At 66.4% G+C, this 26,689-nt stretch carries 22 protein-coding genes and 2 pseudogenes; 3 read left to right on the forward strand and 21 right to left on the reverse strand.

The features are described 5' to 3' along the window. Positions 1-4: 4 nt before the first annotated feature. The 15 genes and pseudogenes from BLU62_RS20480 to BLU62_RS20550 all read right to left on the reverse strand — a co-directional run bounded on the left by BLU62_RS20480 (position 5) and on the right by BLU62_RS20550 (position 15,364). A complete protein-coding gene (locus BLU62_RS20480; RefSeq protein WP_074851829.1) occupies positions 5-1,189 on the reverse strand; it encodes a thiolase C-terminal domain-containing protein in 1,185 nt (394 codons plus the stop codon). Continuing rightward, positions 1,189-1,650, reverse strand: a complete 462-nt coding sequence (locus BLU62_RS20485) for a Zn-ribbon domain-containing OB-fold protein (protein ID WP_074851830.1) — start codon at positions 1,648-1,650, stop codon at positions 1,189-1,191. Before BLU62_RS20485 ends, BLU62_RS20480 begins: the two co-directional genes overlap by 1 nt. Beyond that, positions 1,647-1,961: a hypothetical protein gene (locus tag BLU62_RS20490; RefSeq protein WP_074851831.1), complete on the reverse strand. Its 315-nt coding sequence runs from the start codon at positions 1,959-1,961 to the stop codon at positions 1,647-1,649. Before BLU62_RS20490 ends, BLU62_RS20485 begins: the two co-directional genes overlap by 4 nt. Before the next feature lie 69 nt (positions 1,962-2,030). Continuing rightward, a pseudogene (locus BLU62_RS20495) lies at positions 2,031-3,511 on the reverse strand (acetyl-CoA acetyltransferase). Positions 3,512-3,641: 130 nt separating this feature from the next. Next, positions 3,642-4,736, reverse strand: a complete 1,095-nt coding sequence (locus tag BLU62_RS20500) for an ABC transporter ATP-binding protein (RefSeq protein ID WP_074851832.1) — start codon at positions 4,734-4,736, stop codon at positions 3,642-3,644. Between the two features lie 28 nt (positions 4,737-4,764). Beyond that, positions 4,765-5,547, reverse strand: a complete 783-nt coding sequence (locus BLU62_RS20505; RefSeq protein WP_074851833.1) for a hypothetical protein — start codon at positions 5,545-5,547, stop codon at positions 4,765-4,767. 92 nt (positions 5,548-5,639) lie between these two features. Next, entirely contained in the window at positions 5,640-6,596 is a 957-nt protein-coding gene (locus tag BLU62_RS20510; RefSeq protein ID WP_074851834.1) for an MlaD family protein, read from the reverse strand. Beyond that, positions 6,593-7,624 carry an MlaD family protein gene (locus tag BLU62_RS20515; protein ID WP_074851835.1) on the reverse strand — a complete coding sequence of 344 codons (1,032 nt, stop codon included), beginning with the start codon at positions 7,622-7,624 and terminating at the stop codon, positions 6,593-6,595. The genes BLU62_RS20510 and BLU62_RS20515 overlap by 4 nt, the downstream gene beginning before the upstream one ends. After that, complete coding sequence (locus BLU62_RS20520; RefSeq protein ID WP_074851836.1) at positions 7,625-8,740, reverse strand: MlaD family protein; 1,116 nt, start codon at positions 8,738-8,740, stop codon at positions 7,625-7,627. It abuts the gene before it with no gap. Further along, on the reverse strand, positions 8,740-9,723 hold the full coding sequence (locus BLU62_RS20525; RefSeq protein WP_074851837.1) for an MlaD family protein: 984 nt from the start codon (positions 9,721-9,723) through the stop codon (positions 8,740-8,742). The genes BLU62_RS20520 and BLU62_RS20525 overlap by 1 nt, the downstream gene beginning before the upstream one ends. Beyond that, complete coding sequence (locus BLU62_RS20530; RefSeq protein WP_425284576.1) at positions 9,720-10,730, reverse strand: MlaD family protein; 1,011 nt, start codon at positions 10,728-10,730, stop codon at positions 9,720-9,722. The genes BLU62_RS20525 and BLU62_RS20530 overlap by 4 nt, the downstream gene beginning before the upstream one ends. Beyond that, on the reverse strand, positions 10,730-11,815 hold the full coding sequence (locus BLU62_RS20535) for an MlaD family protein (protein WP_074851838.1): 1,086 nt from the start codon (positions 11,813-11,815) through the stop codon (positions 10,730-10,732). The genes BLU62_RS20530 and BLU62_RS20535 overlap by 1 nt, the downstream gene beginning before the upstream one ends. A 1-nt stretch (position 11,816) precedes the next feature. Next, entirely contained in the window at positions 11,817-12,680 is an 864-nt protein-coding gene (locus BLU62_RS20540; protein WP_074851839.1) for an MlaE family ABC transporter permease, read from the reverse strand. A 7-nt stretch (positions 12,681-12,687) separates the two neighbouring features. Next, positions 12,688-13,548, reverse strand: a complete 861-nt coding sequence (locus tag BLU62_RS20545) for an ABC transporter permease (RefSeq protein ID WP_074851840.1) — start codon at positions 13,546-13,548, stop codon at positions 12,688-12,690. A 424-nt stretch (positions 13,549-13,972) separates the two neighbouring features. Beyond that, positions 13,973-15,364 carry an aldehyde dehydrogenase family protein gene (locus BLU62_RS20550; RefSeq protein ID WP_074851841.1) on the reverse strand — a complete coding sequence of 464 codons (1,392 nt, stop codon included), beginning with the start codon at positions 15,362-15,364 and terminating at the stop codon, positions 13,973-13,975. A 170-nt stretch (positions 15,365-15,534) separates the two neighbouring features. Between BLU62_RS20550 and BLU62_RS20555 the strand changes: the two genes are divergently transcribed. Then, entirely contained in the window at positions 15,535-16,332 is a 798-nt protein-coding gene (locus tag BLU62_RS20555) for an enoyl-CoA hydratase/isomerase family protein (RefSeq protein WP_074851842.1), read from the forward strand. Between the two features lie 13 nt (positions 16,333-16,345). On the opposite strand, the gene BLU62_RS20560 is transcribed toward BLU62_RS20555, so the two are convergent. The 5 genes from BLU62_RS20560 to BLU62_RS20580 form a co-directional block, all read right to left on the reverse strand. Further along, positions 16,346-17,641 carry a TetR/AcrR family transcriptional regulator gene (locus BLU62_RS20560; protein WP_074851843.1) on the reverse strand — a complete coding sequence of 432 codons (1,296 nt, stop codon included), beginning with the start codon at positions 17,639-17,641 and terminating at the stop codon, positions 16,346-16,348. A gap of 47 nt (positions 17,642-17,688) precedes the next feature. Then, positions 17,689-18,513, reverse strand: coding sequence for an alpha/beta fold hydrolase (locus tag BLU62_RS20565; protein WP_074851844.1), 825 nt, complete (start codon positions 18,511-18,513; stop codon positions 17,689-17,691). Then, positions 18,510-20,705 carry a 3-hydroxyacyl-CoA dehydrogenase NAD-binding domain-containing protein gene (locus BLU62_RS20570; RefSeq protein ID WP_074851845.1) on the reverse strand — a complete coding sequence of 732 codons (2,196 nt, stop codon included), beginning with the start codon at positions 20,703-20,705 and terminating at the stop codon, positions 18,510-18,512. The genes BLU62_RS20565 and BLU62_RS20570 overlap by 4 nt, the downstream gene beginning before the upstream one ends. A 56-nt stretch (positions 20,706-20,761) precedes the next feature. Continuing rightward, complete coding sequence (locus tag BLU62_RS20575) at positions 20,762-21,976, reverse strand: acetyl-CoA C-acetyltransferase (RefSeq protein WP_074851846.1); 1,215 nt, start codon at positions 21,974-21,976, stop codon at positions 20,762-20,764. Between the two features lie 105 nt (positions 21,977-22,081). Then, positions 22,082-22,810, reverse strand: a complete 729-nt coding sequence (locus BLU62_RS20580) for a nitroreductase (RefSeq protein WP_074851847.1) — start codon at positions 22,808-22,810, stop codon at positions 22,082-22,084. A gap of 187 nt (positions 22,811-22,997) precedes the next feature. On the opposite strand from BLU62_RS20580, the gene BLU62_RS20585 reads away from it, so the two are divergent. Both BLU62_RS20585 and BLU62_RS20590 read left to right on the forward strand, forming a co-directional pair. Continuing rightward, on the forward strand, positions 22,998-24,320 hold the full coding sequence (locus BLU62_RS20585) for an oxygenase MpaB family protein (protein ID WP_074851848.1): 1,323 nt from the start codon (positions 22,998-23,000) through the stop codon (positions 24,318-24,320). Further along, positions 24,317-25,476 (forward strand): annotated as a pseudogene (locus BLU62_RS20590) (CaiB/BaiF CoA transferase family protein). Before BLU62_RS20585 ends, BLU62_RS20590 begins: the two are co-directional and overlap by 4 nt. Positions 25,477-25,533: 57 nt before the next feature. Here the strand turns inward: BLU62_RS20590 and BLU62_RS20595 are convergent. Further along, positions 25,534-26,673, reverse strand: a complete 1,140-nt coding sequence (locus BLU62_RS20595) for an acyl-CoA dehydrogenase family protein (RefSeq protein WP_074851849.1) — start codon at positions 26,671-26,673, stop codon at positions 25,534-25,536. Positions 26,674-26,689 lie beyond the last annotated feature (16 nt).

The following is a 26,689-nucleotide window of genomic DNA, read 5'->3' on the forward strand; positions in this document are numbered from 1 at the left end:
CTGGCTAGAGCGTGTCTGCGTGGCCGAACAACACCGAACTGACCAGCGGCGCCATCGGCCCCCCGATGAACAACGAGGTCTTGGCGTCGGACACCTGGTTGGTCGAGGTGCCGCGGATCTGACGCACGGCCTCCGCCGCGAGGTTGAGTCCGTTGATGAACGAGTCCGCCAGGTTGCCGCCGCTGGTGTTCACCGGGAGCTTGCCGTGCGGCGCGGTCAGGTTCTCCACCGTCATGACCGTGCCCGCGGCTTCTCCGGGCGGGCACAACCGGTGGTCGATGAGTGCCGCGACCGCGGGACCGCTGAAGTTCTCGTAGACCTGCACCACGTCGACGTCGTCCGGACCGAGCCCCGCCGACGCCCAGAGACGTTCGGCGACACCGGGTTTGCCGTTGTTCGCCGGACCGAAACCGGCGGTCGAGTACTGCTCGTCGTTGTCGACGCGCTCGCAGTATCCGCCGGGCGCACCCTGAGCGCCGGCGATGACATAGGCCGGGTCGGGGCGCAGGTCGCGCGCGCGGTCGGCGGACACGAGGACGAGTGCCACCGCGCCGTCGCTCTCCCTCGAGCAGTCGTACAGATGGAACGGTTCGGCGATGAGCCTCGACGATTCGTAGGTGTCCTCGTCGAGCGGTCGACCGTGTCCCTGGGCCGTGGGGTTCTGCTGCGCATGCTGATACGCCGCCAGCACGAGCGAGCGCATCGCCGATCGCGGGACCCCGTCGTGTTCGAGCATCCGCTGCGTCCGCATCGCGCAGATCTGCGCGGGCGAGCCGACGCCGTGCGCCAGGAAGTGCGGGCCGTAGTGGTACTTGGCGTAGCCGAGTCGTCCGGTGTCGGCCTGCGACATGGCGCGATACACGACGACACAGTCCGCCTGTCCCGACGCGATCGCGACGGCCGCGTTGGTGATGGCCGCGGCGACACTGCCCCCGCCACCTCCCCACATCATGTTCGACCACCGCAGTTCGTCGATCATCAGTGCCGCACCGAGGATGGGGCCGTCGTTGGAACCGCCTGCATACGAGACGAATCCGTCGATCTCACGGGCCGAGACCCCGGCGTCGGCGCAGGCGTCGAGGATGGCCTTGATGGTCATCTGCTGCTCGGTCATCGGCGATTGCCCGCGCTTGTAATGCATTTCGGACACGCCGACGACGGCGGTCGCGCCACGAATCGATCCGGACATCAGCGTCCTCCCCCTATCGAATCGGCCGGGGCCGAATCGCTCCGGCGCCACCGCAGCAGCGGCCAGGGTTCACCCTCTTTGTGCTCGAAGAACCCGGTTACGGACTCGCCGATCTGCGGCGTCCGCTCCACGTCGTCGACGAGCAGCCCGAGGACGCGGCGGCCACCGGCGCCGGCGAGTTCGACGAGGACGCTGATGTAGGGCATCCGGTCGGACAGTTCCTCGATGTACGGATACCAGCTCCGGCTCCAGCTGTAGACGGTGCCGGCCGGCTCGACGCTGCGCCATTCGAGGTCGAAGCCGTGGCAGTTGCCGCACACCGACTGCGGGCTCCAGATCCAGGTCTGGCATGTCCCGCAGCGCTGCAGCCGCAGCTCACCGGCGAGGAGGCCCTCCCAGTACGGTGCGTCGATGCCGTCCGCGGCCGGACCCCAGGGGACGTCGGTCGTCGCGGCGGTCATGCCCGATCACCGGGCGGGAAGTTCTCCAGGGCGGCGGCCAGCCACGTGCCGTCGCGGCGTTCCCAGACCGAGCGGAGTCCGACCTGGCGGCCGTCGAATGTGTAGACGGCCTCACCGATCATCCGGTCGCCATCGGCTCGGACACCGACGATCCGATGGTCGTCGATCGCGCCACGGGGCACGTCGACGCCCTCGAACACGGTCGGCAGGTTCTCCTGGACCATCTCCGCCAATGCGGACCCCATGTCCCCGGCGGCGACGTGGCCGACGTGCTGCGCATAGCGCGCACGAAAGTCGTCGATCTCGCTCATCGCGTCACTCCTTCACCGCCGGCTACCCGGCGCCTGTGCAATAAACCTTACGTCTTTAGATAATGCGGGTCAATCGAGCCGAGCGGTCCCGGACCCCTCGACCCGTAGCGGGCGGCCGGCCATCTCGGCGTCGGCGAACTCGTCGAGGTCGCCGGCGTCGGTGACCACCGCCAGGGTCCGTGCACCGCCCGGAACCCGCGCCGCGACGAACGCCTTGTCGGGATTCCCGTCTCGACCGAAAGCGACAGTCCAGGACTCGATCTCGGCGACGCCGTCGTGGGTTTCGGCCACCGCCGTCGTGGGTTCGGTGTCCACCTCGGCCTGGACGTTCTCACGCCGGAAGCCCCCTGCCGGAGGCTCGGTGCTGTACACGCCGAAGGCATGCTTGGTCAGGTACCCGCTGTTCGCGGTCACCAGACCGTAGGTGCCCGGCGATTCGCGCAGCCGCGACGCCACCGTCGCGATGGCGTGCGTGCTGTAGTTGTTCCACGGCCCACCGGCGAAGGTGAGACCGCCGGTGCAGGTCAGGGGTCGCTGCATCCCGCCCGGATCGAGCCCCAGCTCGATGGCGGCCACCTGCACCGCGGACGGGAAACAGGAATAGATGTCCAGGAACGAGACGTCGTCGATCCCCACGCGGGCGAGTTCCAGCGCGCGGCGTGCCCCGATCCGGATCGCGGCCGACCGATCGAGCGCCCCGCGCGCCGCGATCGCGTCGGTGTCCTTCGACTCGGTACCGCTGTGCGGGAACACCCACTCCGAACGGGGCACGCCGAAACGTTCCGCCGCCTCCGCGGAGCACAGGATCAGCGCGGCCCCCTGGTCCACCATGTTGTTGGAGTTCAACAACTTCGGGTAGGGAGTCGAGATCCAGCGGTTGTTCTCCGACGCCGTCGCCAGTTCGGCGGCGGCGTAGGACCGCTGCGTCCAGGCGTGCGGGTTGGTCGCGGCCATCTCACTGAACGACGACCAGAGCGCGCCGATGTACTCGGCGTGCTCGGCGATGGTCCGGCCGGCCGAGATCCGCAGCGCCTGCTCGAACAGTGGGTAGACGTACGACGGGCGGTCCAGCCCGATCCGACGCTCGCTCTCGGCCTCCATCGGCACATCCGGCACAATGATCTCGGCCGGCGGCACCGACTCGTCCTGTTTCGTCCACGCGGGACGCTCCCCCTTGGCGCGCAACTTCATCCGAGTACGCCAGGACTCCGCGCCGGCGATCAGGACGACGTCGGCCCGTCCCGCTGCGATGTCCTCGGCAGCGGCATTGACGAGCACCTGAGGGGTACTGCCTCCGTTGCCGGTGTAACCGGTGTGCGCAGGCCCCGCGCCGAGTCGCTCCGCAACGAGTGCCCAGGGATCGCGATACCGCCAGGAGAGCAATCCCACCACGCGCACCGAATCGATGCTCTCGAGCAACTTCGGCGCACCGGCCTGCTCGGCAGCATCGCGGGCGGCCCGCACGATGAGGTCGACGGGCTCGACCCCGCCGTCGCGTTCGTTCACCTGTCCGCCCCGACGACGACAGGTGTACGGGGATCAATTCTCATGGACTGTTCGCTTCCACTTCAGAGATGGGCATTCGGGAGGGTTCACGACCCGGCACGGGAGTCTAAAACTAACATCAATAGATAGAGGGCGTGCGTCGGCCGGCGCGGCGATGCCGCACCGGACGCGCCCTCAGATGCGGGGCAGGACCTGGGTGGGTGCTTCCTGCCAGTCCCGCGCGCCGGACCCGGCGACGCCGTCGGCCACATCGGCCGCGTGGGCGTCGCCCTCGGCACGAATGCGGTCCTCCTCGGCCATACTGCGCAGGATCGCGTCCTGCGCATTCGGGGGCAAGGTGGGCAGCATCGCGTGCACACGCTCGCGATGACGGGCCACCGCCTTGCGCTCGGGCATACCGGGATTCGGCTGCACCTGCGGGATGATCTCGGTGAAGTCCTCCTTGGTACCACCACCGGAGATACCCGCCGCCGCCATCGCCGCCTCCGCCGCGACGAGGGCCTCGTCCTTCTCCTCCGACATACCGATCGGACCGAACCGGTCACCGGAGAGGAACTGCTTGACTACCGGCTGCTCCGAGGTGAGCAACTGCTCACGCGGACCGAACATCACCAACTCCTTGCGGAACAACATGCCGATGTTGTCCGGGATCGTCCGCGCGATGTTGATGTTGTGCGTCACGATCAGGATCGTCGCGTCGATCTGCGCATTGATGTCGATCAACAACTGCGAGATGTAAGCGGTACGCACCGGATCCAGACCCGAGTCCGGCTCGTCGCACAGGATGATCTGCGGGTCCAGAACCAGCGCACGCGCCAGCCCGGCACGCTTGCGCATACCGCCGGAGATCTCACCGGGCAGCTTGTCCTCGGCACCGGTCAGACCGACCAGGTCGATCTTCTCCATCACGATGTCGCGGACCTCGTTCTCCTTCTTCTTCGTGTGCTCACGAAGCGGGAACGCGATGTTGTCGAACAAACTCATCGAACCGAACAGGGCGCCGTCCTGGAACAGCACACCGAACAGCTTGCGGATCTCGTACAGCTCCTTGGCCGAACACTGCGTGATGTCGGTGCCGTCGATGATCACCGAACCCTGCTCGGGATGCAGCAGACCGATCAAGGTCTTCAGGAACACCGACTTACCGGTACCCGACGGACCCAGCAGCGCAGACACCTCACCCTCCGGCAACGTCAACGACACATCTCGCCAAATGTTCTGCGAACCAAAAGATTTCGTCAGATTCTCGACACTGACCTCAACACCCATGGCGTTTACCCCGTCCTCGTCGTCGCGTTCAGTTACCCGGAACCGCGGGTGCGGGCTGTGCGGGCGCCTGCTCGGCAGGCGCCTGCTGCGCCGGCGCCGGTGCTCCACCCTCGTTGGCGTCGAGGTTCGAGCCGGTGCTGCTGATGGCGGTGATGAGCCAGTCCTGACTCTTGTCCAGGGTCATCCGGTAGGTCGCCGTCGACTCGATACCCGACGGTGCCTGCACGTTCTTGGTGCGCACGTTCACGAAGGCCACCACCTGGTAGGAGTCACCGTCGACCGATTCGACCTTCGCCGCAATGGGTTCCGCGGTCGACGACCACTGCAGCGGACGCAGCAGCTGTTCCATCTGGGTCGACGCCTGGCGCAGGCGCTCGGACAGTTCCGGTGAGGTACCCGCGGTGAGGCGACTCCGCCAGTCCTCCGGATTCTCGAAGCTCATGTTCGCGGCGCCCTGTGCATAGTCGAGGGCGACCTGCTCGGCCTTGGCCTGATCGGCCGAGGCCGCCTTCAGGTCGTCGACCTCGTTGGAGGTGCTCATCAGCTGCCAGCCCATCAGGCCCAGTGCGGCGACCACCAGCACGGCGACCGCGCCGACGAGGACGGAGCGCAGCGACACCGAGCGGCCGGCCAGGCGGGACTTCGACTCGGCCTTGGTATCGGCGGTCTTCTTCTCGGCGGTCTTCTTCTCGGCGGTCTTCTTCTCGGCGGCCTTCTCGTCAGCGGTCGTCTCGGTGACGTTCTCCTCAACCGCGACATCGTCTGCGGTGGTGTCGGTCTGGTCGTTCTCCGGGTGGGTATCGGTCTTCATGGGAGTCTCTCTTCAGGTCGGGGGTGAAGTCAGCAGGGCTGTGACATCCAGGCGACGGGGCTACGCCCGTCCCGTCTGTCTTCGACGCGACATCATCGACCTCCCACGGGGATCTCGATGTCGAGCGCCCCGGAATCCGTTGCGTTCAGCAGGTTGTCGAGGAATCGTCCCATGTCGACGGTCCGCAGCGAAGCCGCGCCTGATTGCGCGGCGGGCAGCAGGTTGTCGCCGATGACCTTCAGATCCGCTCCGCTGTCGTCGAGGAACTTCTGCAGGGCGGCCACCAGAGGCGAAGCTCCGGTGGTGATCCCGGTGTACATCGGGCCACTCCAGTCGATCGCGTCCTTGGTCCCGGATTCCATCGCCGAGAAAGCCACACCGAATTCTTCGAGGTTCGGCGAGGTCGCGCGCAGCAAAGCAGGCAGCGGAGTGGATCGCATCAGCAGCGGCTGCATGGTGGCCAGCAGCGTGGTGAGCTGATCGGCCTGCTGGGTGAACTCGGACGTGAGCAGCCGGCCGGCACGGTTGAGGTCCTCGATGACCTCCATTCCGTCGGGCAGGCCCAGGTCGAGTTCGGCGAAGACGCGCTGGACCTTCTCCGGGTCGGTCTGGCCCAGCACTTCGGTCACCCGCTCGGAGAGTTCCTTGAACGTCGCCGAACTGGAGACGCTCTCGCCGTCGACCAGAGCGTTGTCCTGCAGGTACGGTCCGCCGGCCGTACTCGGCATGACGGCCACGTAGGCCTCGCCGAGCGCCGAGAGGTTGTCGACCCGGAACTCGGACTCCACCGGGACATTCTCCGACTCGTCGTAGTCCCAGGTGATCTGGGCTCCGTCCGCGGCCTGCCGGATCGAGGTGACGTGCCCGATCTCGATACCGCGGAGCAGGACACGCGAACCGACGAGGATGCCGTTGGTGTCGGGCACGGTGATCGTCGCGTGCTTCGCCGACGGCGATTTGACGTGCAGTCCGACGTTGAGGATGTAGGCGATCGACAGGGCGGCCAGCGCCAGCATGGCCACCACCGACACGCGGGTCTTGGTGATCATCGAATTGCTCCCAGCATGCTCAGCAGCAGCTTGGTGTCCCCGAGAAGCTGCTTCTTACCCGCCGTGCGGATCGAACCGCTGTCCGTGGCGGTGACGCGAACCGACGACACGTTGACCGAGGGGTTCTTGGCGAACGGGATCAGCGTGTTCTCGAGGAACTTCGCCATCGCGGCGCCGGTGGACGGCGCCTGATCCCACATCCCGCGGCCGGCCTCGCCCGTGGCGGCGAGGGAGTTCAGCAGCGGCACGAGGAACAGACCACCGGTGAACACCGATCCCACCGACGGCAGGAGCGTACTGATGTGGGCGACCAGTGATTTGGCCACGGTCTTCCAGTAGTGCAGGCCCTGATCGGAGAAGACGTGGTCGATCTGGACCCGGCTGTCGTCGAAGGACTGGGACACGGCGTTGAGCGCGTTGATGGTCCGTTCGATCTCGCCGGTGTTCCGCGCGAGATCGTCGAGGTCCTTCGACACGGTCGCCGCGATCTTCCGGACATCGCCGACCGGCGGCATCGTGCGGTTGAGGGTCGCCATCGTGTCCTGGACCTTCTGGATGCTGCCACCGTTCACGAAGTACGCCAGGACGGCGATGGTGTCCTCGAGCGGCGGCGGCGACGTCGTCCGGTCGACCGGGATGACGCTGCCCTCTCGGAGATACTCGCCGGAGCCGTCACGGGCCGGCGGTTCGATGGCGAGGTAGGTGTCGCCGAGAGGCGTGTTCTGGCGGATGATCGCGGAGGAATCGGCCGGCACCGCGCGGTCATCGGTCAGTCCGACGATGACGTCGACGCCGTCCGGGGTCGGGTTCGTCGACTCGACGCGCCCGACCTGGATGCCGTTCATCATGACGTCGGCGCCGTCGGGCAGGTTCAGCACACTGGTGAACTGCAGGGTCACCCGGTAGTCCAGCGGCACGCCGCTCTTCACCGACGGAAGGCGATTCGGGCTCAGTGACGAGCAGCCGGTCAGGCCGACGACGATCGCGCAGACGGCGATCGCCGCGACGAGGATTCGTTTCGCGCTCATCTAGAAACCAGCCTTCTGCAGCAGGATCGACAACGGATTGACCGAGGTGGTGCCCCTCTCCTGATCGCAGGCTCCGCCGAGGGCCTTGCACTCGGCCTTGCTGACCGCGACCTTGGGTGCCTGATACGGCACGGACAGTGCACCGGCGGCCGACTCCTGCTCGCGCATCGCCGCGGCGATCGACGGCGTGACACCGAGGAGCTCGGAGAGCTCCGGAGCGCGCTGCGCACCGTAGGCGACGATGTCCTCCACCGGCCCGTGTAGCAGCGGCCACAGAATGTCGTCGCCGTAGTTGCGCTGGATGTCGTACAGCAGGGCGATGGTCCAGCCGACACCCTGACAGAACCGGGCGACGTCGTAGAACAGGGTGGTGCCCAGCGCCGAGACGTTCGGCGCCTGGTTCATGATCGACATGATCTGATCCCAGTTCCGCACCGCGGAGTCGGTGAGCGGGGCCATGTCGCGGATCGACGTCCCGATGTCGGCGATGAACGAGTCCGGGTTCTGGGCGGCTCGCGCCGCATTCTCGAACATCTTCGACGCCTGCGTCCCCGTCCCGGCGAACGCACGGTCGGCACCCTCGAGGACCTTCTCGAGGTCGTCACCGCCGTTGTCCGACAAGGCCTTCAGGAAGTCCGACGCCGAGCCGGCGACCTCGGAGATACTCTTGGGCGTGAAGGCGTTGTCGACGCCGATGCATCCGCCCTCGACGAGCGTGGGTCCGCCCGCATAATTGCCGACGAGTTCCAGATTGCGGTCTGCGAGGAGGGATTTGGACCTCGTGACCGCTTTGACGTCGGCCGGGTACTTCCGTCCCGGCTCGAGCGAGAAGGTGACGCGCGCGTGGGTGCCGCGGCTCTCGATCTTCTCGACCTTGCCGACCGGGATGCCCATCTGGGTGACCCGGTTGCCCACATACAGACCGATCGTGTCCGAGATGTCGGCACAGAAGCCGTCACCACCCGCCATGTCCGGACCGACATCGCGTGCGGAGGCCACGCTCAGCCCGACGGTCGTGACCACCGCGGCCATCGCCGCGACCGTTCCGACCGCGATGGCGGCCCGCCGACGCTTGCCGGCACGGTCTGTCCCGAGCCTGGAGATGATGCCCCTCATCAGCAGTTCCTTCCCGGAATCGGAATGCACACGTTCTCGGTCCACAGCGCGTCGCCGCCGATCTCACGCATGCCCTGCGGAGTGATCCACTGCGCCAGCTGTTTCCGCGTGGAGACCAAGCCGTCGATGGCTGGTCCCAGCTGCTGCTGCAGCCGGATGATGGTGTCCTTCATCTGGTTCACGTGCTGGGCGACCAGATCACTGTGGCCGAGGTAGAAGCGCATGAACGGGGACAGCTTGTACAGCACGTTCGCGAACAGCTTGTAGGCGTAGTTGAAGCCCGCCGAGTTCACGTGATAGGCGCTGACGACCATGTCGATCTTGCGGATCAGTTCGAAGACGAATTCACGGTTGCCGTTGAAGGTCTGGAGGTACTCCGCAGCCAGTCCGGCGATCTGATGGACCTGACCGCGCTGCTTGTCGAAGACCTCGGTGACCGACTCCAGGCCGTCCACGATGCCCCGGAGGGAGGTGTCGTTGGAGCCGAGCGCCTTCGCGACCTGGTCCAGGTTCGAGTTGACCTCGCCGGCGTCGACCTCGTCGGTGGTGCTGGGCACCGCCTGGATGATGTCGCCGATCGAGTAGGGCACGGTGACCCGTTCTGCCGGAATGGGTGTGGTCAGTTCTTCCCGCCCCATCGGGATCATCGTGATCGCGTAGCCGCCGACCGGGGTGAGCATCCGGACCTCGAGGCGGGTCTGGTCGCCGACGAAGGTCTCCTCGTCGATCCGTGCGGTCACCTGGACCCGGTCCGGCGCGAGGGTCACCTCGCTGACCTTCCCGACGCTGATCCCGGCGACGCGGACGTCTTCGCCCGGTTCGATCGCGGAGGCGTCGGTGACCTCGAAGGTGATCGACTTCTGGCCCGGCGGCCGCAGGTAGATGACCGCGAGGGTGCCCAGCAGTGCCACGACGACCAGTAGGACCACCGCGCCGATCACACCGTCGTGTGTCGAGAACCGGTGCAGCCGGCTCTTCTTCATCGCTGGCACAGGACCACCTCGCTACCACTCATGAGCACACGGACATCGGCGGGGAGCTGCGCACGTCCGTTCGTGCACTGCTTCGAGAACGACGCGCGGGTGTCGATCCCCCGCAGGCCGGCCAGCGCATTCGGCATGAGCTGGAACGAGTTCAGCGCTTCCTGCATCGACTTGAACGAGGTCTGGAGGAACTCGTCGACATTGAACTGCTCGTTGATGCCCAACGCCACCAGGAGTCGCTCGACGGGTTCGAACAGGGCCGGGCCTGCACTCGCCGTCACCGCGAACTCGTCGAGCACCGTCATCGCATTGCTGATCGGCAGGTCCACGGCCTCCAGGAACCCCATGACCTGAGGTGAACGCCCGCCCATGGTGTCGGCGATGCGCGCGAGATTTGCGGTGAGGGTGGAGATCAGCTGCTGCCGGTTCTTCGCGTAGTCCGCCAGTTTCTGCGTGCTGTCGAGCATCGGTCCGAGACCGGAACCGTCTCCCTGCAACAACGCGATCGCGTTCTCGCTGAACTGGTTGACCTCGTCGGCGTCCATGGTCGTCAGCACCGGTTGGAGTCCGTTGAACAGACCGGTGATGTCGAAGGACGGCACTGTCTGGGAGGTCGACGCATGGCTGACCATCTGACCGGGCTCGTCCCCGGGTCGCACGTCGAGGTAACGCACGCCGGTGAGGTTCTGGTACTTGATCGCGAGCTTGGTGGTCGACGTCAGCTTCTGCTGGTCTTCCATCGTGAATTCGACTCGGGCGAAGGGCTTCCCGTCGGCATCGTGTTGCAGATCCACCGCGGTGATCTTGCCGATGCGCTTGCCGCGGAAGCGGACGTCACCGTTCTCGTGCAGTCCGGATGCATCGGTGAAGTCGGCGCGGTACTTGACCACCTGGGCGTCGACCGGGTTGCGCATCGCGTTGATCACCAGGATGAACAACAGGACGGTGATCACCGCGACGATCGCGACCTTGATGCCGGCGAAGAGCGTGTTGCGAGACGTCAGCATCAGTTACCTCCGACGCGCGGGCCGTCGACGACACCCATGCGGGCCAGCGGACCCGCGACCGCGGGCACGGTGTCGAGGAGCAGACGGATCTGCAAGGTCTTGGCCTCCTCGTTGCCCTTGAACGTGTTGCGCAACTGTTCGATCGCCTTTCGTGTCTTTGCCATCGACGCACCGCCGCCGATCATCTGCGGCACCGGGTCGACCAGGTACTTGATCGAGGTGACCACCGGGGTCAGATCCGTGGCGTGCGAGCCCAGCAGGGTGCCGATGGCGCCGAACAGCCCGTCGGCGGCGACGGTGAGGGACCGGTCCATCAGGTCGTGGTAGGCCTCGTCCACGCCGCGTGAACCATCAGGCAGCTTGTTGAGGACGTTGTTGCTGATCGCATCCAGGCTCTTCATCGCCTCCCGGTTGAAACCGGGGAAGGCCTCGGCGAGGTCGTTCATCTTGCCGAGGAGTGTGCTCGGCATCTGGCGCTGCGTACGCGCCACCTTGTCGGTGAAGATGACCGCGGTCTCGATCAGCGGCGACAGGCCGTTGGCGTAGCGCATCACCTCGTCGAGGCTGTCGATCATGTCGCGGGTCAGCGTCCCGTCCACCACGATCGAGCTGCGTTCGATCATCGTCGACATGGTGAAATCCGGTGCGGCCTCACGGCGTACGGTCTGCCCGCTGCGCAGGGACTCCCCACCCGGCATCGCCACGAGGTTGACCGCGGTGACGCCGAAGTAGTTCTGCGGCCGGTAGTCGAGCTGGAACGAATCGGTGAGGCTGCCCGCCGCCTGGTCGTCGAGCACCACGTCGACGTGGACGACACCGGGTTCGGTCGCGTCGATACCGGTCACCTCGCCGACCTCGGCCCCGCGGAGCAGGACCCGGCTCCCGTTCTCGACGCCGGGTCCCAGTGCCGGGAGAACCAGGTGCAGATCGGTTCCCCGGGGCGCGGTCGCGCGGGGATAGACCACCGCGAACACCGCGACGACGACCACCAACACCACCAGCGCCGAGAGGCCGGCCGTGACGAGCGTCCGGGACTGCCCCCGGACATCTCCTCTGATGAAGTCCTGACTGCTGTTCACTGACACGTCAACCCCTGAACGGAAGGACCGGATTGAGGCCCCAGATGGCCACGGTCATGAGGAAATTGAGAACGACGATGGCGACCAGGCTTGCGCGGATGGCGCGCCCGGATGCGGCGCCGACACCTGCCGGCCCACCGGATGCGAAATAGCCGTAATAGCAATGGATGATGGTGATCACCGCGCAGAAGATGAGCGCCTTGGCGACCGAAGCGAGAAGATCCGGTATCGAGATGAACTGCGCGAAGTAGTGGTCGTAGGTTCCCTCGGGTTGGTCGTGGAAGAGTTTCACGATCAGTCCGCCGGTGATGAAGCTGACGACCAGCGCCATCAGGTAGCTCGGCAGCACCACGAGCATGCCGCCGATGAGTCGGGTTCCCACCACGAACGGGATGGCCCGCAGACCCATGGTCTCGGTCGCGTCGATCTCCTCGGAGATTCGCATGGCGCCGATCTCCGCGGTCATCCGGCAGCCTGCCTGCGCGGCGAAGCCGATGCCGGTGATGATCGGCGCCACCACGCGGATGTTGCCGAACGAGTTGATGATTCCGGTCAGCGCGCCGAACCCGAGGAGGTCGAAGGCCATGAAGGCCATGATCGCGACCACCGAACCCACCGCGATGCCCAGGAAGAACATCAGGCTGACCACACCGCCGTCGACGATGATCGAGCCACTCCCCCAGGCCATGTCGTTCATGGTCTTGAGTGTTTGCTTGCGATAGTGGCGAATCGTCGTCGGCAACAACGCGAAGGTCTTGCCGACGAACACCACGATCTGACCGAAGGTCGCGATGGCCGCGGTCACGCGTTCGTTCAACGCTCGGCCCAGGCGGACGATCCCCGCGCTTGCCGTAGCACTCTCTGTCGTCATCTGAGCCTCACGCCAGTTGGGCCGGGAAGAACATGGCCTGCAGCTGACTGACCGCCATGTTCGTCATGAAAATGCACAGGACACTGAGGACCACCGAGGCGTTGACCGCGTTGGCCACACCTTTGGGACCACCCTTGGCCTCGAGTCCGCGCAAGCTTGCGATGACCACGACGATGAAGGCGAACAACACGGCCTTCAGCACCGAGAACATCAGGTCGGTCGGGGTTGCGAAGGTTCCGAAGGACTGCCAGAAGCTCGCCGGGACAACGTCGTTGACGTTCGCCGCGATTGCCAGGCCCGCGCCCACACCGGACGCGATGATCATCACGCAGAGCGCCGGGGCGATGGCGAGCATCGCCAGGAACCGCGGCACGATGAGCCGCTGCACCGGGTTGACGCCGATCACCCTCATCGCCTCGATCTCCTCGCGGATCGACCGCGCACCGAGGTCGGAGGCGATCGCCGACGCTGCCGCACCACTCATCAGGAGGCCGGCGGCCATCGGCGCGCCCTGGTTCACCACGCCGAGACCCGACGCCGCGCCCGCAAGGGAGTTGGCGCCGACCTGATCCATGACGCCACCGACCTGAACCGAGACCTCGGCACCGATCGGAACCGCCATCAGCAGCGCGGGAAGCGCGGTGACCTTGAAGAGCTTCCACATCTGGTCGATCACTTCACCGCCGGCCAGGCGGAGGGTGAAGGTGTCGGTGATCGCGAACCGGATCATCTCCCCGGCCAGTCGCGCCGAACGACCGATGGTCGCCAGACTACGACTGATCCGGTCGATCACGCCGGCGACGAACCTGCGGAGCGCCTCGGCCGATCTGATTCCCGGACTGCGCCCTCCCAGAGCACTGACAGTCATCACGGTCCTCTCGAATTCATTAAGAGCGGTGACACGTCGGGGAGAACTCCGAACGGTCCACGACCCCGTGGCGGGGTTTGGGCTGCCCCCGCGCCGGCGTCGACGGTGAGGTCCCGGGGGATGTCTCCCCGACTTCGGACATCACCCATGTGGCCTGGCACCGTAAGGCGGAACACTGTGATGCCCACCACTTGAAACCTTGATCAGGCTAGCAGACATGAGACGTTAGCTGTCAAGTGTCAGCAGCTCGAAATTGTCTGGACCGGCGAAAACCCCAGCTAGTCGGCCGACTTAGCTCCAAATCGCTACCTACATCTGTTAGGTTAATGACGATCAGAGCAGATACGACGAGCAGGCCGCGTGTGTTCCACACGCGGCCCAGGGCGCCATACTCCGGCCCGCCGGCCGCCGTCCGGGCAGCCGGCTATCCCATCAGCTTCCTGAGCACCTTCTGCATCGCACGACCGTACGGCGGGTAGGCCATCGGCAGATCCGGCCGCGACGGCTTGCTCAACACCGCCTTCCGGTGGCTGAAGGTGTCGAAACCATTCTTGCCGTGGTAGTTCCCCATCCCGGAGGCGCCGACGCCGCCGAACGGGAGTTCCGGGACCAGGAGCTGATACAGAAGGTGATTGACGGCGACCGACCCGGACGACGTCCGGCTCACCACGAGATCCTCCACCGCGCGCGACTCGGTGAAGAGATAGAGGGCGAGCGGCTTGGGTCGGGCATTGACGAACTCGATCGCGGAACCGAGATCGGGTACCGAGATCAGCGGGAGCACCGGACCGAAGATCTCCTCCTGCATCAGCTCGGAGTCCGGGTCCGGGTCGGTGACGAGCGCCGGCGTGACGCTCCGCCTCGACTCGTCGATCGCGCCACCGTATTGTTCGCCGCCATGCGTCGACAAGATGCGTCGCAGGCGGGCGACATGACGGTCGTTCACGATCCTGGTGGTGTCCTGGGCCCCGCGCAGCGGCAGTTCGGCCAGCAGTCGCTCGACGAGCGCCGGTCGCACCGACTCCTCCACGAGCACGTAGTCGGGAGCAGTACACGTCTGTCCGGCGTTCACCGCCTTGGCCCAGGCGATTCGCCGAGCGGCGACGTCCACATCGGCGTCGGCGGCGACGATCACCGGGCTCTTGCCGCCGAGCTCCAGCGTCACCGGAGTCAGATTGCGAGCGCCGGCAGCCATGACCGCCCGCCCCACCGACGTCGAGCCGGTGAAGAACGTGTGATCGAACGGTTGGCCGGCGAGCGATGCGCTGACCTCCGCACCACCCAGCACGATGCGAATCGCCTCCGCATCGACGTACCGCGGCAGCTGTTCCGAGAGGAACCTCGCGGTCGCGGCGGAGATCTCCGACGGCTTCACGACTGCGGCGTTCCCCGCCGCCAGACAACTGACCAGCGGATGCAGGGTCAGCAGGATCGGGAAGTTCCACGCGCCGAGGATGAGTGCCACACCCTTGGGCTCCGGGACGATCCACGCCCTGCCCGGGGCGGCCGCCGCGCCTGACCGCACCCTCTCCGGCTTCATCCAGCGCGCCAGGTTCGCGAGCGTGTGCCGGATCTCGTGCCGGACCGGCGCGATGTCGGCCATGAACGAGGCCATCGGATCACGCCCCAGATCGGCTTCGATCGCCGCTGCGATCGCCGGCTCGCACTCGTCGATGAACCGCAGCAGCCCCTCGAGCTGGGCGACCCGCCACGACAGCGGTCTCGTACGGCCGCTGTCGAACGCGGCTCGCGCGCCGGCCAGTGCCGACCCGGATTCGGTGGTCGCCATACTCGTCGACATCTCGGTAACACTCATCGTGGTCTTCGCTTTCTGGTGCTTCGGGGACCTGCCCTCGGGCTGAAGTATGCGGCGAGCGTACACAGTGTTCAGACGTGATGTCAATCACTTTGGCGCTGGCTGTGGGGCGCTCGTCCCGCCGACCATACAGTTTGTATGGAGTGTTCGTCTGCCCTATCGTGTGCCCCATGATCGACTGGACCGTCACTGCACACTCCGAGACGCTCGAGACCGCGAATGGCGACGGAGTCCGCCGCCTGACACTGTCGCGCCCGGAAGCGCTCAACGCCTTCGACGAAACGCTTCAGAGCGATCTGCTCGAGGCTGTCGCCGCCGCCGCGACCGATGACACCGTCCGATGCGTTGTCCTCACCGGTCGAGGTCGAGCATTCTGTGCCGGAGCGGATCTCGCGCTCGACGGGCTCGGCCCGGACGTGCGGTTGGCGCCGCGGACCGAGCGAGAACTCACGCAGTTCTACAACCCGATCGTGCGCGCTCTGCGCGAGACCCGGAAGCCGGTCGTGGCCGCGGTGAACGGGGCTGCGGTGGGCGTCGGTTGCGCCGTCGCCCTCGCGTGCGACCACGTCGTCGGGGCGAGGTCGGCGTCGTTCACCCTCGCGTTCTCACGAGTGGGGCTCACACTCGACGGCGGCGCCTCACTTCTCGTCGGGGCGCGTGTGGGATTCGGTCGTGCGTCGCGGATGGCTCTGCTGGCCGAACGGGTCGATGCCGACACCGCGTTCTCCTGGGGCCTGATCGACGCGGTGGTCGACGATGCGGATCTCACCGACCATGTGGAGTCCCTCGCCCGCAAGCTCGCCGCCGGCCCCACCGAGGCCTATGCCGCGACCAAGCGCAGTCTGAACGCCGCACTGCTCCACCGCCTCGAGGATGCCTTCGAGGTCGAGGTCGCGGGTCAGACCGCCCTCGTCGACGGCCCCGGCTTCCGAACCGCGATCACTCGCTTCACCGGCTCGAAGGGCTGAAACCCGCCACCTCTCAGCGACTTCCGTAGATCGCGGCGTACATGAATCTCGCCACCATGTCGGTGACCGCGTCGATGTCGTCCAGGTGCGTCTCGCCGGCGAGCGATCCAGCGATGGTGCGCTCGATGGTCCACAGCAGCGTGGCCGTGTACTCGCTGGCCGGCGGGCCGGCCGGTGCCAATCCGCGTGCCCGATCGGCGACGATGATCGACTCCAGAGTCGTCTCCATGGCGTTCATCGCGGCGAGGTATTCGGCGCGCAGTTCCGGCAGGCGTGGCCACTCGTGAACGGCGTTCTTGATCACGGCGCCGGCATGTCCGTCGAGATGCAGCCACTGTCCGACCTGCTCGAGCAAGGCCGACGGGTCCTGCCGGTCGACGTCGGCGACCGCGGTGAGCGCGGCGACGATGTCGGCCGCCGCCTGTCGGAACAGAACGACGAAGGCGTCCTCTTTGCTCCGGAAGTAGAAGTAGAAGGACGCGCGGGACGTGTTCGACTGCTTCAGGATCTTCGCGACGGACAACTCGGCCAGCGTCTCGGTGAGCAGTAGTTCGCGCATTGCCTCGAGGATGTTCTGCGCCGTCTCGGTCTCCACCGCGGGGTTGTCGATCGCGGGGAGCAACTCCCGGCTCGCCTCGGCGGCATCGCCCGACTTCTTGCGTCGACCCTTCGGCACCGTTCGGCCGCCGTAGATGGCCGCTTCGTTGATGGCACTCAGCGACGTGGTGACACTCGCCGCCGCGGGAAGCCGATCGTCGAGCCCCCGCGTGCTGACATAGAAGGCCCGCTCGGAACCACCGACCAGCATCGCGGCCAGCATCTCCGCGGGAGCGCCGTCCGGAGCACGGCCCTCGGCACGCTCGAACTTGATCTGCTCGGCGACGGCCGCGACGAACTGCTCGAACATCCGCTGCCAGGCCGCGGCGACCGCGGGCTTGCTGTGCATGTGCTCGATGACCGCGCAGATGACCGCCCCATGTCGTGACCACATGTCGAGGGTGTGCTCGAGACTCGAGCCCATGCGCCGCGCCCGGTCACGTCCCGGGTCGGAGGACCACGGCGCATCAGCGCCGTAGGACTCGTCGAACACTCGTCCCAGAAGCGCCACCAGGACGTCGTACTTGTTGGCAAAGTAGTGGTAGAAGTTGGCCCGGGACAGGCCGGCCGTCTCCAGGATCTGGGCAACGGTCAGATCCTGGAGAGAGGTCGATGTGAGCAGTTCCTCGGTCGCCCGGAACACCGCGAGTTCGGCAGAAGAACTCCCGTCGTAGTCACGGGGGCGCCGCCGCACGAAAGAACTCGAAGCCATAGCGGCATCATACTTGATGTCCGGACACGACGTCTGACCGGTTCAGGTCACGCCACGCGCGAACGCACCGCACCCACCCCGCGAAGCAGCGCCGCGTCGAACTCGTCCGGGCACTCCAGCATCGGGTAATGCCCGACGTCGAACTCGACGAGCGTGCTGTCCAGACGCTCGCGCACCCACCGTGCACCCCGAACCGACAGCGCCGGGTCCGCGGTGCCGACGATCTGGGTCACCGGTACGGAGAGGCCCTCGAGCAGGTGCGTCTGTTCGGTGCACATCAGCGTGCGCAGTGCCGCACGCCCGGCCCAACTCGGCGTCTGCAGCGAAATGCGGTGTAGCCAGTCCAGAGTGTGCGGGTCGGGCGCGCCGCCCTTGAACGGATCACCGACGGCACGCCGGCGCAGGGAGATCCGGTCGGCGTGCTCGGCGGCGAGGAGACTGTTCAGAGGCCCCTCGGGGGGCACCCCGAACGGAAAGTCCTCGAACCGTGCCGCCGCAACGCCATTGGTGGCAACCAACACGAGAGACCCTGCGAGATCGGGACGTCCATGTGCCAAGCGCAGGGCGACCATGCCGCCCAGCGACCAGCCCACGATGGCGGCCGCGCCCAGGCCACGCTGCTCGATGACCTCGAGCGCGTCGTGCTGCAGGGAGTCGATGTCGTAACCGTCCAGTGGTGCATCCGACCGTCCGTGCCCACGGAGATCCATGGCGACGACGCGATGACCGCTCTCGGCGAGTACCCGTATCTGCCGATCCCACACCTCTCCGCTGAGACTCCAGCCATGGATCAGCAGGACTCCCGGACCGTCTCCGACGTCGCGGACCGAGAGCCGGACACCGTCCCGCGTATGCACGAAATGCTGAGTCATGAAACCACTTCCGCATCTCGACGCGAGTCGGCGAGTGACCGGCCGTCGGCGGCGAGCCGGGTCAGTGACGCCGGTGGGAGGAAACGCGTTCCGTAGCGCGCGGCCAGCTCAGTCGCACGCGTCACGAAGCCCGCGACCCCGCCCTCGTAGCCGTCGATGAACTGCAGCACTCCGCCCGTCCATCCCGGATAACCGATCCCCAGGAGCGATCCGATGTTCGCGTCGGCCACCGACTCCAGAACGCCCTCATCCAAGCACTTCGCGGATTCCACGGCTTCGACGAACAGCAGGCGTTCCTTGAGATCGGTCAGGGTCGGCACCTGTTCGGCAACCGGGAAAGCCGTTCCGAGGCCACGCCACAACCCGCTTCGGCGTCCGTCACGGTACTCGTAGAAGCCGGCGCCGGCCAACCGGCCTGCCCGGTCGAACTCGGCCAGCATCCGGTCGAGCACCGCCTCGGCGGGATGGGCCGCCCAGTCGCGCCCCTCCGCCTCGGCCGCATCGCGCGATGCGTCCCGAACTCGCCGCAGGAGTTCGAGATTGAGTTCATCGGCGAGCTGCAACGCGGGTGCGGGATAGCCCGCCTGGGTCGTGGCCTGCTCGATCATCGGTGCTGGCACCCCCTCGCCGAGCATGGCGAGCGCTTCGTTGACGAAGGTGCCGATCACCCGGCTGGTGAAGAAGCCGCGACTGTCGTTGACCACGATGGGGGTCTTGGCGATCTGACGGGCGACATCCAGTGCCCTGGAGACTGATTCGGCAGACGTCGCACCGCCCTTGATGATCTCCAGCAGCGGCATCTTGTCCACCGGGCTGAAGAAGTGCAGGCCGATGAAGTCTGCGGGATTCTGCACGGCGCCGGCCAAACCGGTGATCGGCAGGGTCGACGTGTTCGACCCGATGAGCGCACCCGGTGCGAGAACGGGTTCGACCTCCTTCAGAACTCGGGCCTTCAGATCGGGATCCTCGAAGACGGCCTCGATCACCAGGTCCGCGCCTGCGGCGTCGGCGACGTCGACGGTGGCGGTGATCCGGTCGAGGATGACCTCTCGCTGCGCTTCGGAGAGGGCGCCCGCACTCACCTTTTTGTCGAGCACTCTCCGCGAGTACCCCTTGCCGCGCTCGGCGGCTTCCGCACTGACATCTTTGAGTACGACGTCGATTCCGGCTGCGGCGCACTGATAGGCGATACCCGCACCCATCATCCCGGCACCCAGAACCACCGCCTTCGTCGCCTTCCACGGGGTCCGTGATGCGTCGCGACCGCGGAGTCCGTTCACCGTCTGGGTGTCGAAGAATCGGGCCTGGATCATGTTCTTCGCGATCTGCCCGACTGCCAGGTCGACGAAGTACCGGGTCTCGATCCGCAAGGCATTGTCGAAGTCGACCTGGGCGCCCTCGACAGCGGCCTTCAGGATGTTCTTCGGCGCCGGGTAATTCGCGCCTTTGAGGTCGGCTCGCAGTGTCGCGGTCAGGAGGGGCAGGGAGGCATGCAGCGGCTGCGCCGGGTCACCCGGGGCCCCGCCCGGTATCGCGAACCCCGACACGTCCCACGGCTGCCGTGCATCCGGATTGGCCAGGATCCAGGCCTTCGCCGCCGACGCCAGATCCGCAGGCGAATCGACGAGTTCATCCACGATGCCCAGTTCGAGTGCGGCCGTCGCATCGACCTGGCGACCGGACAGCAGCAGCGACGACAGCGCCTTCTGGACGCCCAGCAGTCGCACGCCGCGGACGACGCCCCCGGCACCTGGCAGCAGACCCAGGGTCACTTCCGGAAGTCCCAGACGAACTCCGCCGGACTTCACCGCGACGCGATGGTGGGTCGCGAGCGCGAGCTCGAGACCACCACCCAGCGCCGCACCGTTGATCGTCGCCACGACCGGCACCCCGAGACGCTCCAGGCGTCGGAGCAGGTCCCGATTCCGTTCGACGAACGCGGTGAAGTCGTCGATGTGGGACCGGTCGGTGTGCAGGAGGTCGTTGAGGTCGCCGCCGGCGAAGAACGTCGATTTCCCGGAAGCGATGATGACACCGGCGATGTCCTGGGCGTCACCGATCTCGTCGAGGGCGTCCGAGAGCGAGGCGACGAATCGCTCGTTCATCGTGTTCACCCGCTGGTCGGGGTCGTCGATGGTCAGGGTGACGACGGCGTCGTCGTCGATGGTGCGCCGGATAATGGTCTGCGTCATTGCCGTTGAACTCTCTCTGGGGTTGTCTGCTGATTGTCTGGCGTTGCGAGCGGCGGTCAGAGCGCCTCGACCACGGTCGCGATCCCCATACCGCCGCCGACGCACAGCGTCACGAGTCCGTATCGACCGCCGGTCCGGTGCAGTTCGTCCAAGACCGTGGACACGAGCATCGCCCCGGTGGCGCCGAGCGGGTGACCCATCGCGATCGCTCCGCCGTTCACGTTCACCTTCGCCATGTCGAGGCCGAGGTCGTCGACGAAATGCAGCACCACCGAGGCGAACGCCTCGTTGATCTCCACGAGGTCGATGTCGTCGACGGTGAGACCGGCCTTCGCCAGCGCCTTCCGCGACGCGGGAGCCGGCGCGGTCAGCATGATGGTCGGATTGTCTCCGGACACCGCGGTGGAGACGACCCGCCCGCGCGGAGTCAGGCCCAGTTCTTTCCCGACCTCTTCGCTACCGATCACGACCAGCGAGGCACCGTCGACGATTCCTGAGCTGTTGCCGGCGTGATGGACGTGGTCGATCTTCTCGACGGTCGGGAACTCCTGCAGTGCAACGGCATCGAAGCCCGCCGCGCCGACCTTGGCGAACGACGGCCGGAGTGGCGCGAGGGTGGCGGTGGTGGTCCCCTCGCGGATGGTCTCGTGCCGGTCGAGTACCACGGCCCCGTTGATGTCGCGTACCGGTACGACCGAGGCATCGAATCGCCCGTCCGCCTCGGCCTTGGCGGCCAGTTCGTGCGAACGCACCGCGTATGCGTCCACGTCCTCGCGGGTGTGCCCGTCGAGTGTCGCGATCAGATCGGCGCCGATGCCCTGCGGCACGAAGCTCGTGGCCAGATTCGTTGCGGGGTCGTCCATCCACGCGGCACCGTCAGAGCTCATCGGAACACGGGACATCGACTCGACGCCGCCCGCGAAGACCAGTTCCTCGAATCCCGAACGTACCTTCTGCGCCGCGAGATTCACCGCTTCGAGCCCGGATGCGCAGAACCGATTGACCTGCACTCCCGCCACCGTGCGGGGGAGCCCCGCCGCAAGTGCCGCCGTGCGCGCGATGTCGCCGCCCTGCTCGCCGACCGGAGTCACGACCCCGAGGACCAGGTCGTCGACGCGGGTCGGATCGAGTGCGGGATTCCGGTCGAGGACTGCCGACAGCAAGCCGGTGGCGAGGTCGATCGGCTTGATCGTGTGCAACGATCCCGAGCTCTTGCCCTTACCGCGCGGCGTGCGGATCGCATCGAAGATCAGTGCCTGGGTTTCCGACATTCGCAGTCTCCTAGTCGTTCAGCGGGCGCTCGGGCGCCATTGTCGAAAGCAACATACATCACGTTCATACACTGTGTATACCCTCCGCCGTCGAGGCTGCGTCCGTCAGCGATGGAAGGACGCGACCTCCGCGATCGACTGCCTGCTGGTGCGATACGCATTGACCGGTGCGTCCTCGTCGGGATAACCGAACGAGATACCCACGACCACTTGCCGTTCGGGCTTCATCCCGAGGTACTCCCGGATCACCGGCGACTGCGTCGCCAGCGCCGCTTGCGGGACGGTCGCGATCCCGAGCTCGTGGGCCGCCAGGAGGAAGTTGCTCACGAACAGTCCGCAGTCGACCGCTCCATAGGGGCCCAGCGCAGCCTCGGTCGTGACGATCGCCACATGCGGCGCACCGAAGAAGTCGAAGTTGCGCAACATCTGTCGGGCCGAACCGGCCCGGTCCGACTTCTCGATACCGACGCTTGCGTAGAGCTGTAGACCACTCTCGCGACGACGCTCCCGGTAGACGCCGTCATACGCAGCCGGGAACTCGATGTCGGGATTCTGCGCCGGTCCATCCGCGATCGCGGCCCGCAGGGCGTCGCGCAGACCCTCGGCGGCGCCCCCACTCAGCACGTCGACGTGCCACGGCTGCGTGTTGCACCACGAGGGGGTCAGACGGGCCACGTCGACCACTCTCTCGATCTCGGACTGCGATACCTGACGACGGAGGAACTCGCGGCAACTCCACCGGGATTCCAACAGCTCACGCAAGGTCCGGGGCGGCAGCGGTTCCGGAGGCGACGCCGCCGTTACGTTCGTCGAGTCCTGGGGCAGCGGCGACATCGATACTCCTCGTTGTAGGGGGGCGGGTCGACGCGTGCGACACGGCTGACCGCGGGCACATCGCGTCACGGACCGGCCGACATGCGGCCAGACATTCAGTGTAGACATAGTGTTCAGTTGGGTCTACCCTGCGTTGTAACGCCGATCACACGAGGCCGGCGTACCGTCCACCCCCCTAGGAGGCGCGATGACCATCACCGAGCCACATACGCAGCCGACGAGTTTCCGCGGCGATCTCGACGTTCCGCCGGGACTGCCACGCGGTATCGACCTGGGTCGAATTGCGAACAAGGACAAAGCGATCGCCATGTACGGTCGCGACTTGGTCGAGAAGCTGACCGACCACGCCCTGCTCGCCGACGACTATGCCTACGCGGCGATGCTCGACTTCAAGGACAAATCCAACAATTCGACGTGGCGGACCTTCGACCAGGCCCTGGATCACGGAATCGACGCGATCGACGACCCCAGCCCCGGACTGATCGCGCTCTTCGACCAGCTCGACCACATCCCCGACTGGGTCGATTTCGATCAGCTCTACCGCGGTGCGGTCGCGTTCTGGCGCGCCGGCCCGATCGTCCCTCCCGTCCTCGCCTGGGGTGCGATCGCCGGCGGGTTCTCCATGTACAGCGCCACCCGTCCGGTGCTGTTCAGCGGCCGGCTCCGCGAGCAGGACAAGGTGGGGACCCGGCTCATCGAGAGCTTCCGGTACGTGGTCGCCGCCTACACCCCCGGCGGGATGGCGCGTTTCGAGGAGGGCTTTCGTCTCACCGCGAAGGTCCGCATGATCCACGCCGCGGTTCGTCACAGTCTCGGGCGATCCGACCACTGGGACTGGGCCGGCTGGGGCATCCCCATCAACAACTTCGACAGCATGGTCACCCAGGCCGGCCAGTTCGGGGTGAAGTTCACCGATGCGGTCCAGTCCGCGGGAATCCGTTTCAGCGACCGTGAACTCGAGGACATCTTCGCCCTGAGCCGTTACGTGGGATATGTGATCGGCGTTCCCGAGGACATCCTGCACACGGATTACGAGGACGCTCGTCGCAAGACCGATCTGCACACGCTGGTCGAACTTCCGCCGGACGAGCTCTGCCACGACGTCGTCCACTCGATCATCGAATACAGCGTCGAGAACCCGCCCGGCGACGTCGAGGTGCTGCCGGGACCGGTTGCCAAGTTCATGACGAACGAACGTCGACTCAAGCTCGCATATGGGTTGCTGCACTCGTGGATCCCGCCGCACGTCATGGATGCTCTGGGCGTCGAGAAGACCGGATGGCGGCACATCCTGCCGACGATCAGCCCGCTCGTCACCCTTGCCGATCGAGTCGGGCGAGTGCTGCCGCACGACGACGAGAAGGCCGCGTTCACCATGCTTCGCCAATTCAACGACGCGATCAAACTCCCCGACGGCGCGAACAAGGAGATGGCCGTGGCCAACCCCGACGAGGTCCACGCGGACATCGCCGCGAACAAGGGCGGCATGCCGGTGGTCGCGAAGAAGTGAGCGTCGAGTCGACACCCCCTCCGCTGGCCGGCACCCGGATCATCGAGCTCGCCGGCATCGGCCCCGGCCCGTTCGCGGCGATGATGCTGGCGGACATGGGCGCCGAGGTCATCACCGTCGACCGACCCGGGGGCAACCCCTGGGCGGTCGGCGGTCACGGCATCCTCTTCCGGAGTCGGCGGCACATCGCCGTGGACCTCAAGTCGGAGGCGGGTGCCGACGTCGTCCGCCGGCTCTGCGCCGACGCCGACGGGATCATCGAGACCTTCCGCCCCGGCGTCGCCGAGCGCCTCGGCGTCGGGCCACGAGACTGTCTGCACCACAACCCGAACCTCGTCTACGGACGGATGACCGGCTGGGGCCAGAGCGGTCCGATGGCGTCGCGGCCCGGACATGACATCAACTACATCGCACTTACCGGCGCCCTGCATCAGATCGGACGGAAGGGCGGGCCACCGGTTCCGCCCCTCAACCTCGTCGGCGACTTCGGAGGCGGCGGAACCTTTCTCGCCTTCGGGATGCTCGCGGGCATCCTGTCCGCCCGCGCCGGGCACGGAGGCCGTGTCGTCGATGCGGCGATGATCGACGGAGCCTCGGCCCTGATGGCGATGTTCCATTCGTACCGGGCGGAGGGCGACTTCGTCGAGGAACGCGGCGCCAACCTGCTCGACACCGGCGCGTTCTTCTATGCGTCTACGAGACCCGCGACGGACAGTGGGTGAGCATCGGCGCCATCGAGAATCAGTTCTGGACGGAGCTCTGTGATGTCTTGGAACTGCCCGATGCGATGCGGCACGACCATCTCGATTCGAAGCGATGGGACGAGTACCGCATCATTCTCGAGAACCGGGTCGCCGAATACGATCGGGCCGAACTCGACGCGCTGTTCGACGGCCGAAACACCTGCTACGCACCGGTTCTGACGATTTCAGAGGCAGTGGAGCACCCGCACAATCGAGCCCGGAACACCTTCGTGACGGTCGACGGCGTCGTTCAACCGGCTCCGGCCCCTCGCTTCGACGGTCGCCCGCCGACGAGTCCTCGTCCGCGGCGCGCGCCGGGCGCCGACACTGTCGAGGTGCTCGGTGAGACCGGCTTCTCCCCGACCGAGATCGAATCCCTCCTCGCCGACGGCGTGGTCGACTCGACTCCGTGACCTCGGTGGTTGCCCGGTTGAAAGCTCTTCCCGGGCAACCACCGATTCAACCCTGGTTCACAGACCGAGCGAGCGGCCCACGATCTCGCGCATGATCTCGTTGGTGCCGCCGTAGATCCGCTGCACCCGCGCGTCCCGCCACCTCCGCGCGACGTCGTACTCCTCCATGTAGCCGTACCCGCCGTGCATCTGGAGGCAGGTGTCCAGTGCGTTGAACTCCAGCTCGGTGGTCCAGAACTTCGCGCCGGCCGCCTCGGCTGCGGTGAGTTCTCCGGCGTTCTGCGCCTCGATGCACCGGTCCACGAACACCCGGGCGATTCCGACCTGCGTGGACAACTCGGCCAGGGTGAAGCGGTTCGCCTGGAAGCTCCCGATGGGTTGACCGAAGGCCTTGCGCTCCTTGCCGTAGGCGATGGCGGTCTCGACCGCGTATTCGGCCTGGGCGACCGCGACGACCGCCATCGACAACCGTTCCTGGGCAAGGTTTCCCATCATGTATCGCAGCCCCTTGCCCGGCTCACCGAGCACGTCCGATTCCGCGACGAGGACGTCTTCGAAGAACAACTCCGCGGTGTCCTGCGCCTTGCGGCCGATCTTCTGCAGCTTTCGACCGCGCTGGAATCCCTCGTGGTCCCCGGACACGACGAACAATCCGAATCCACCGCCGTCGTTCTCCGGAATCCGAGCGGCGACGATGATCAGGTCGGCCTGGATACCGCGAGTGATGAAAGTCTTGGAACCATTGAGACGCCACCCACCATCGACACGGGTCGCGGTGGACTTGATCGCGCGCAGGTCCGAACCGGTACCTGGTTCGGACATGGCGATGGCGATCGCGGTCTCACCACTGACGATGCCGGGCAGCCAACGTCCCTGCTGTTCCGGCGTCGCGATGTCCAGGAAGTACGGGAGCACGATGTCGTTGGTCAGCGAGAAGCCGTCGCCGACGGTCCCGGTGCGGACCACTTCCTCGTTCAGCACCGCATTGAACCGGAAGTCGCGTAGCCCCCCGCCGCCGTACTGTTCCGGAGCCGCGAAGCCGACCAGACCCTGATCGGCCGCCGCGGTCCAGAAGTCACGACTGACCTCACCGGCTTCCTCCCAGTCGGCCGTGTGCGGAACGGCTTCCTTCGTCAGGAAGGACCGGACGGTGTCCCGGAACTGATCATGTTCGGAGTCGAAAAGTGTTCTCTTCATGGTGTCGTGTTCTCGT

The sequence above is a fragment of the Gordonia westfalica genome, from assembly GCF_900105725.1.
GTDB classification, from domain to species: domain Bacteria; phylum Actinomycetota; class Actinomycetes; order Mycobacteriales; family Mycobacteriaceae; genus Gordonia; species Gordonia westfalica.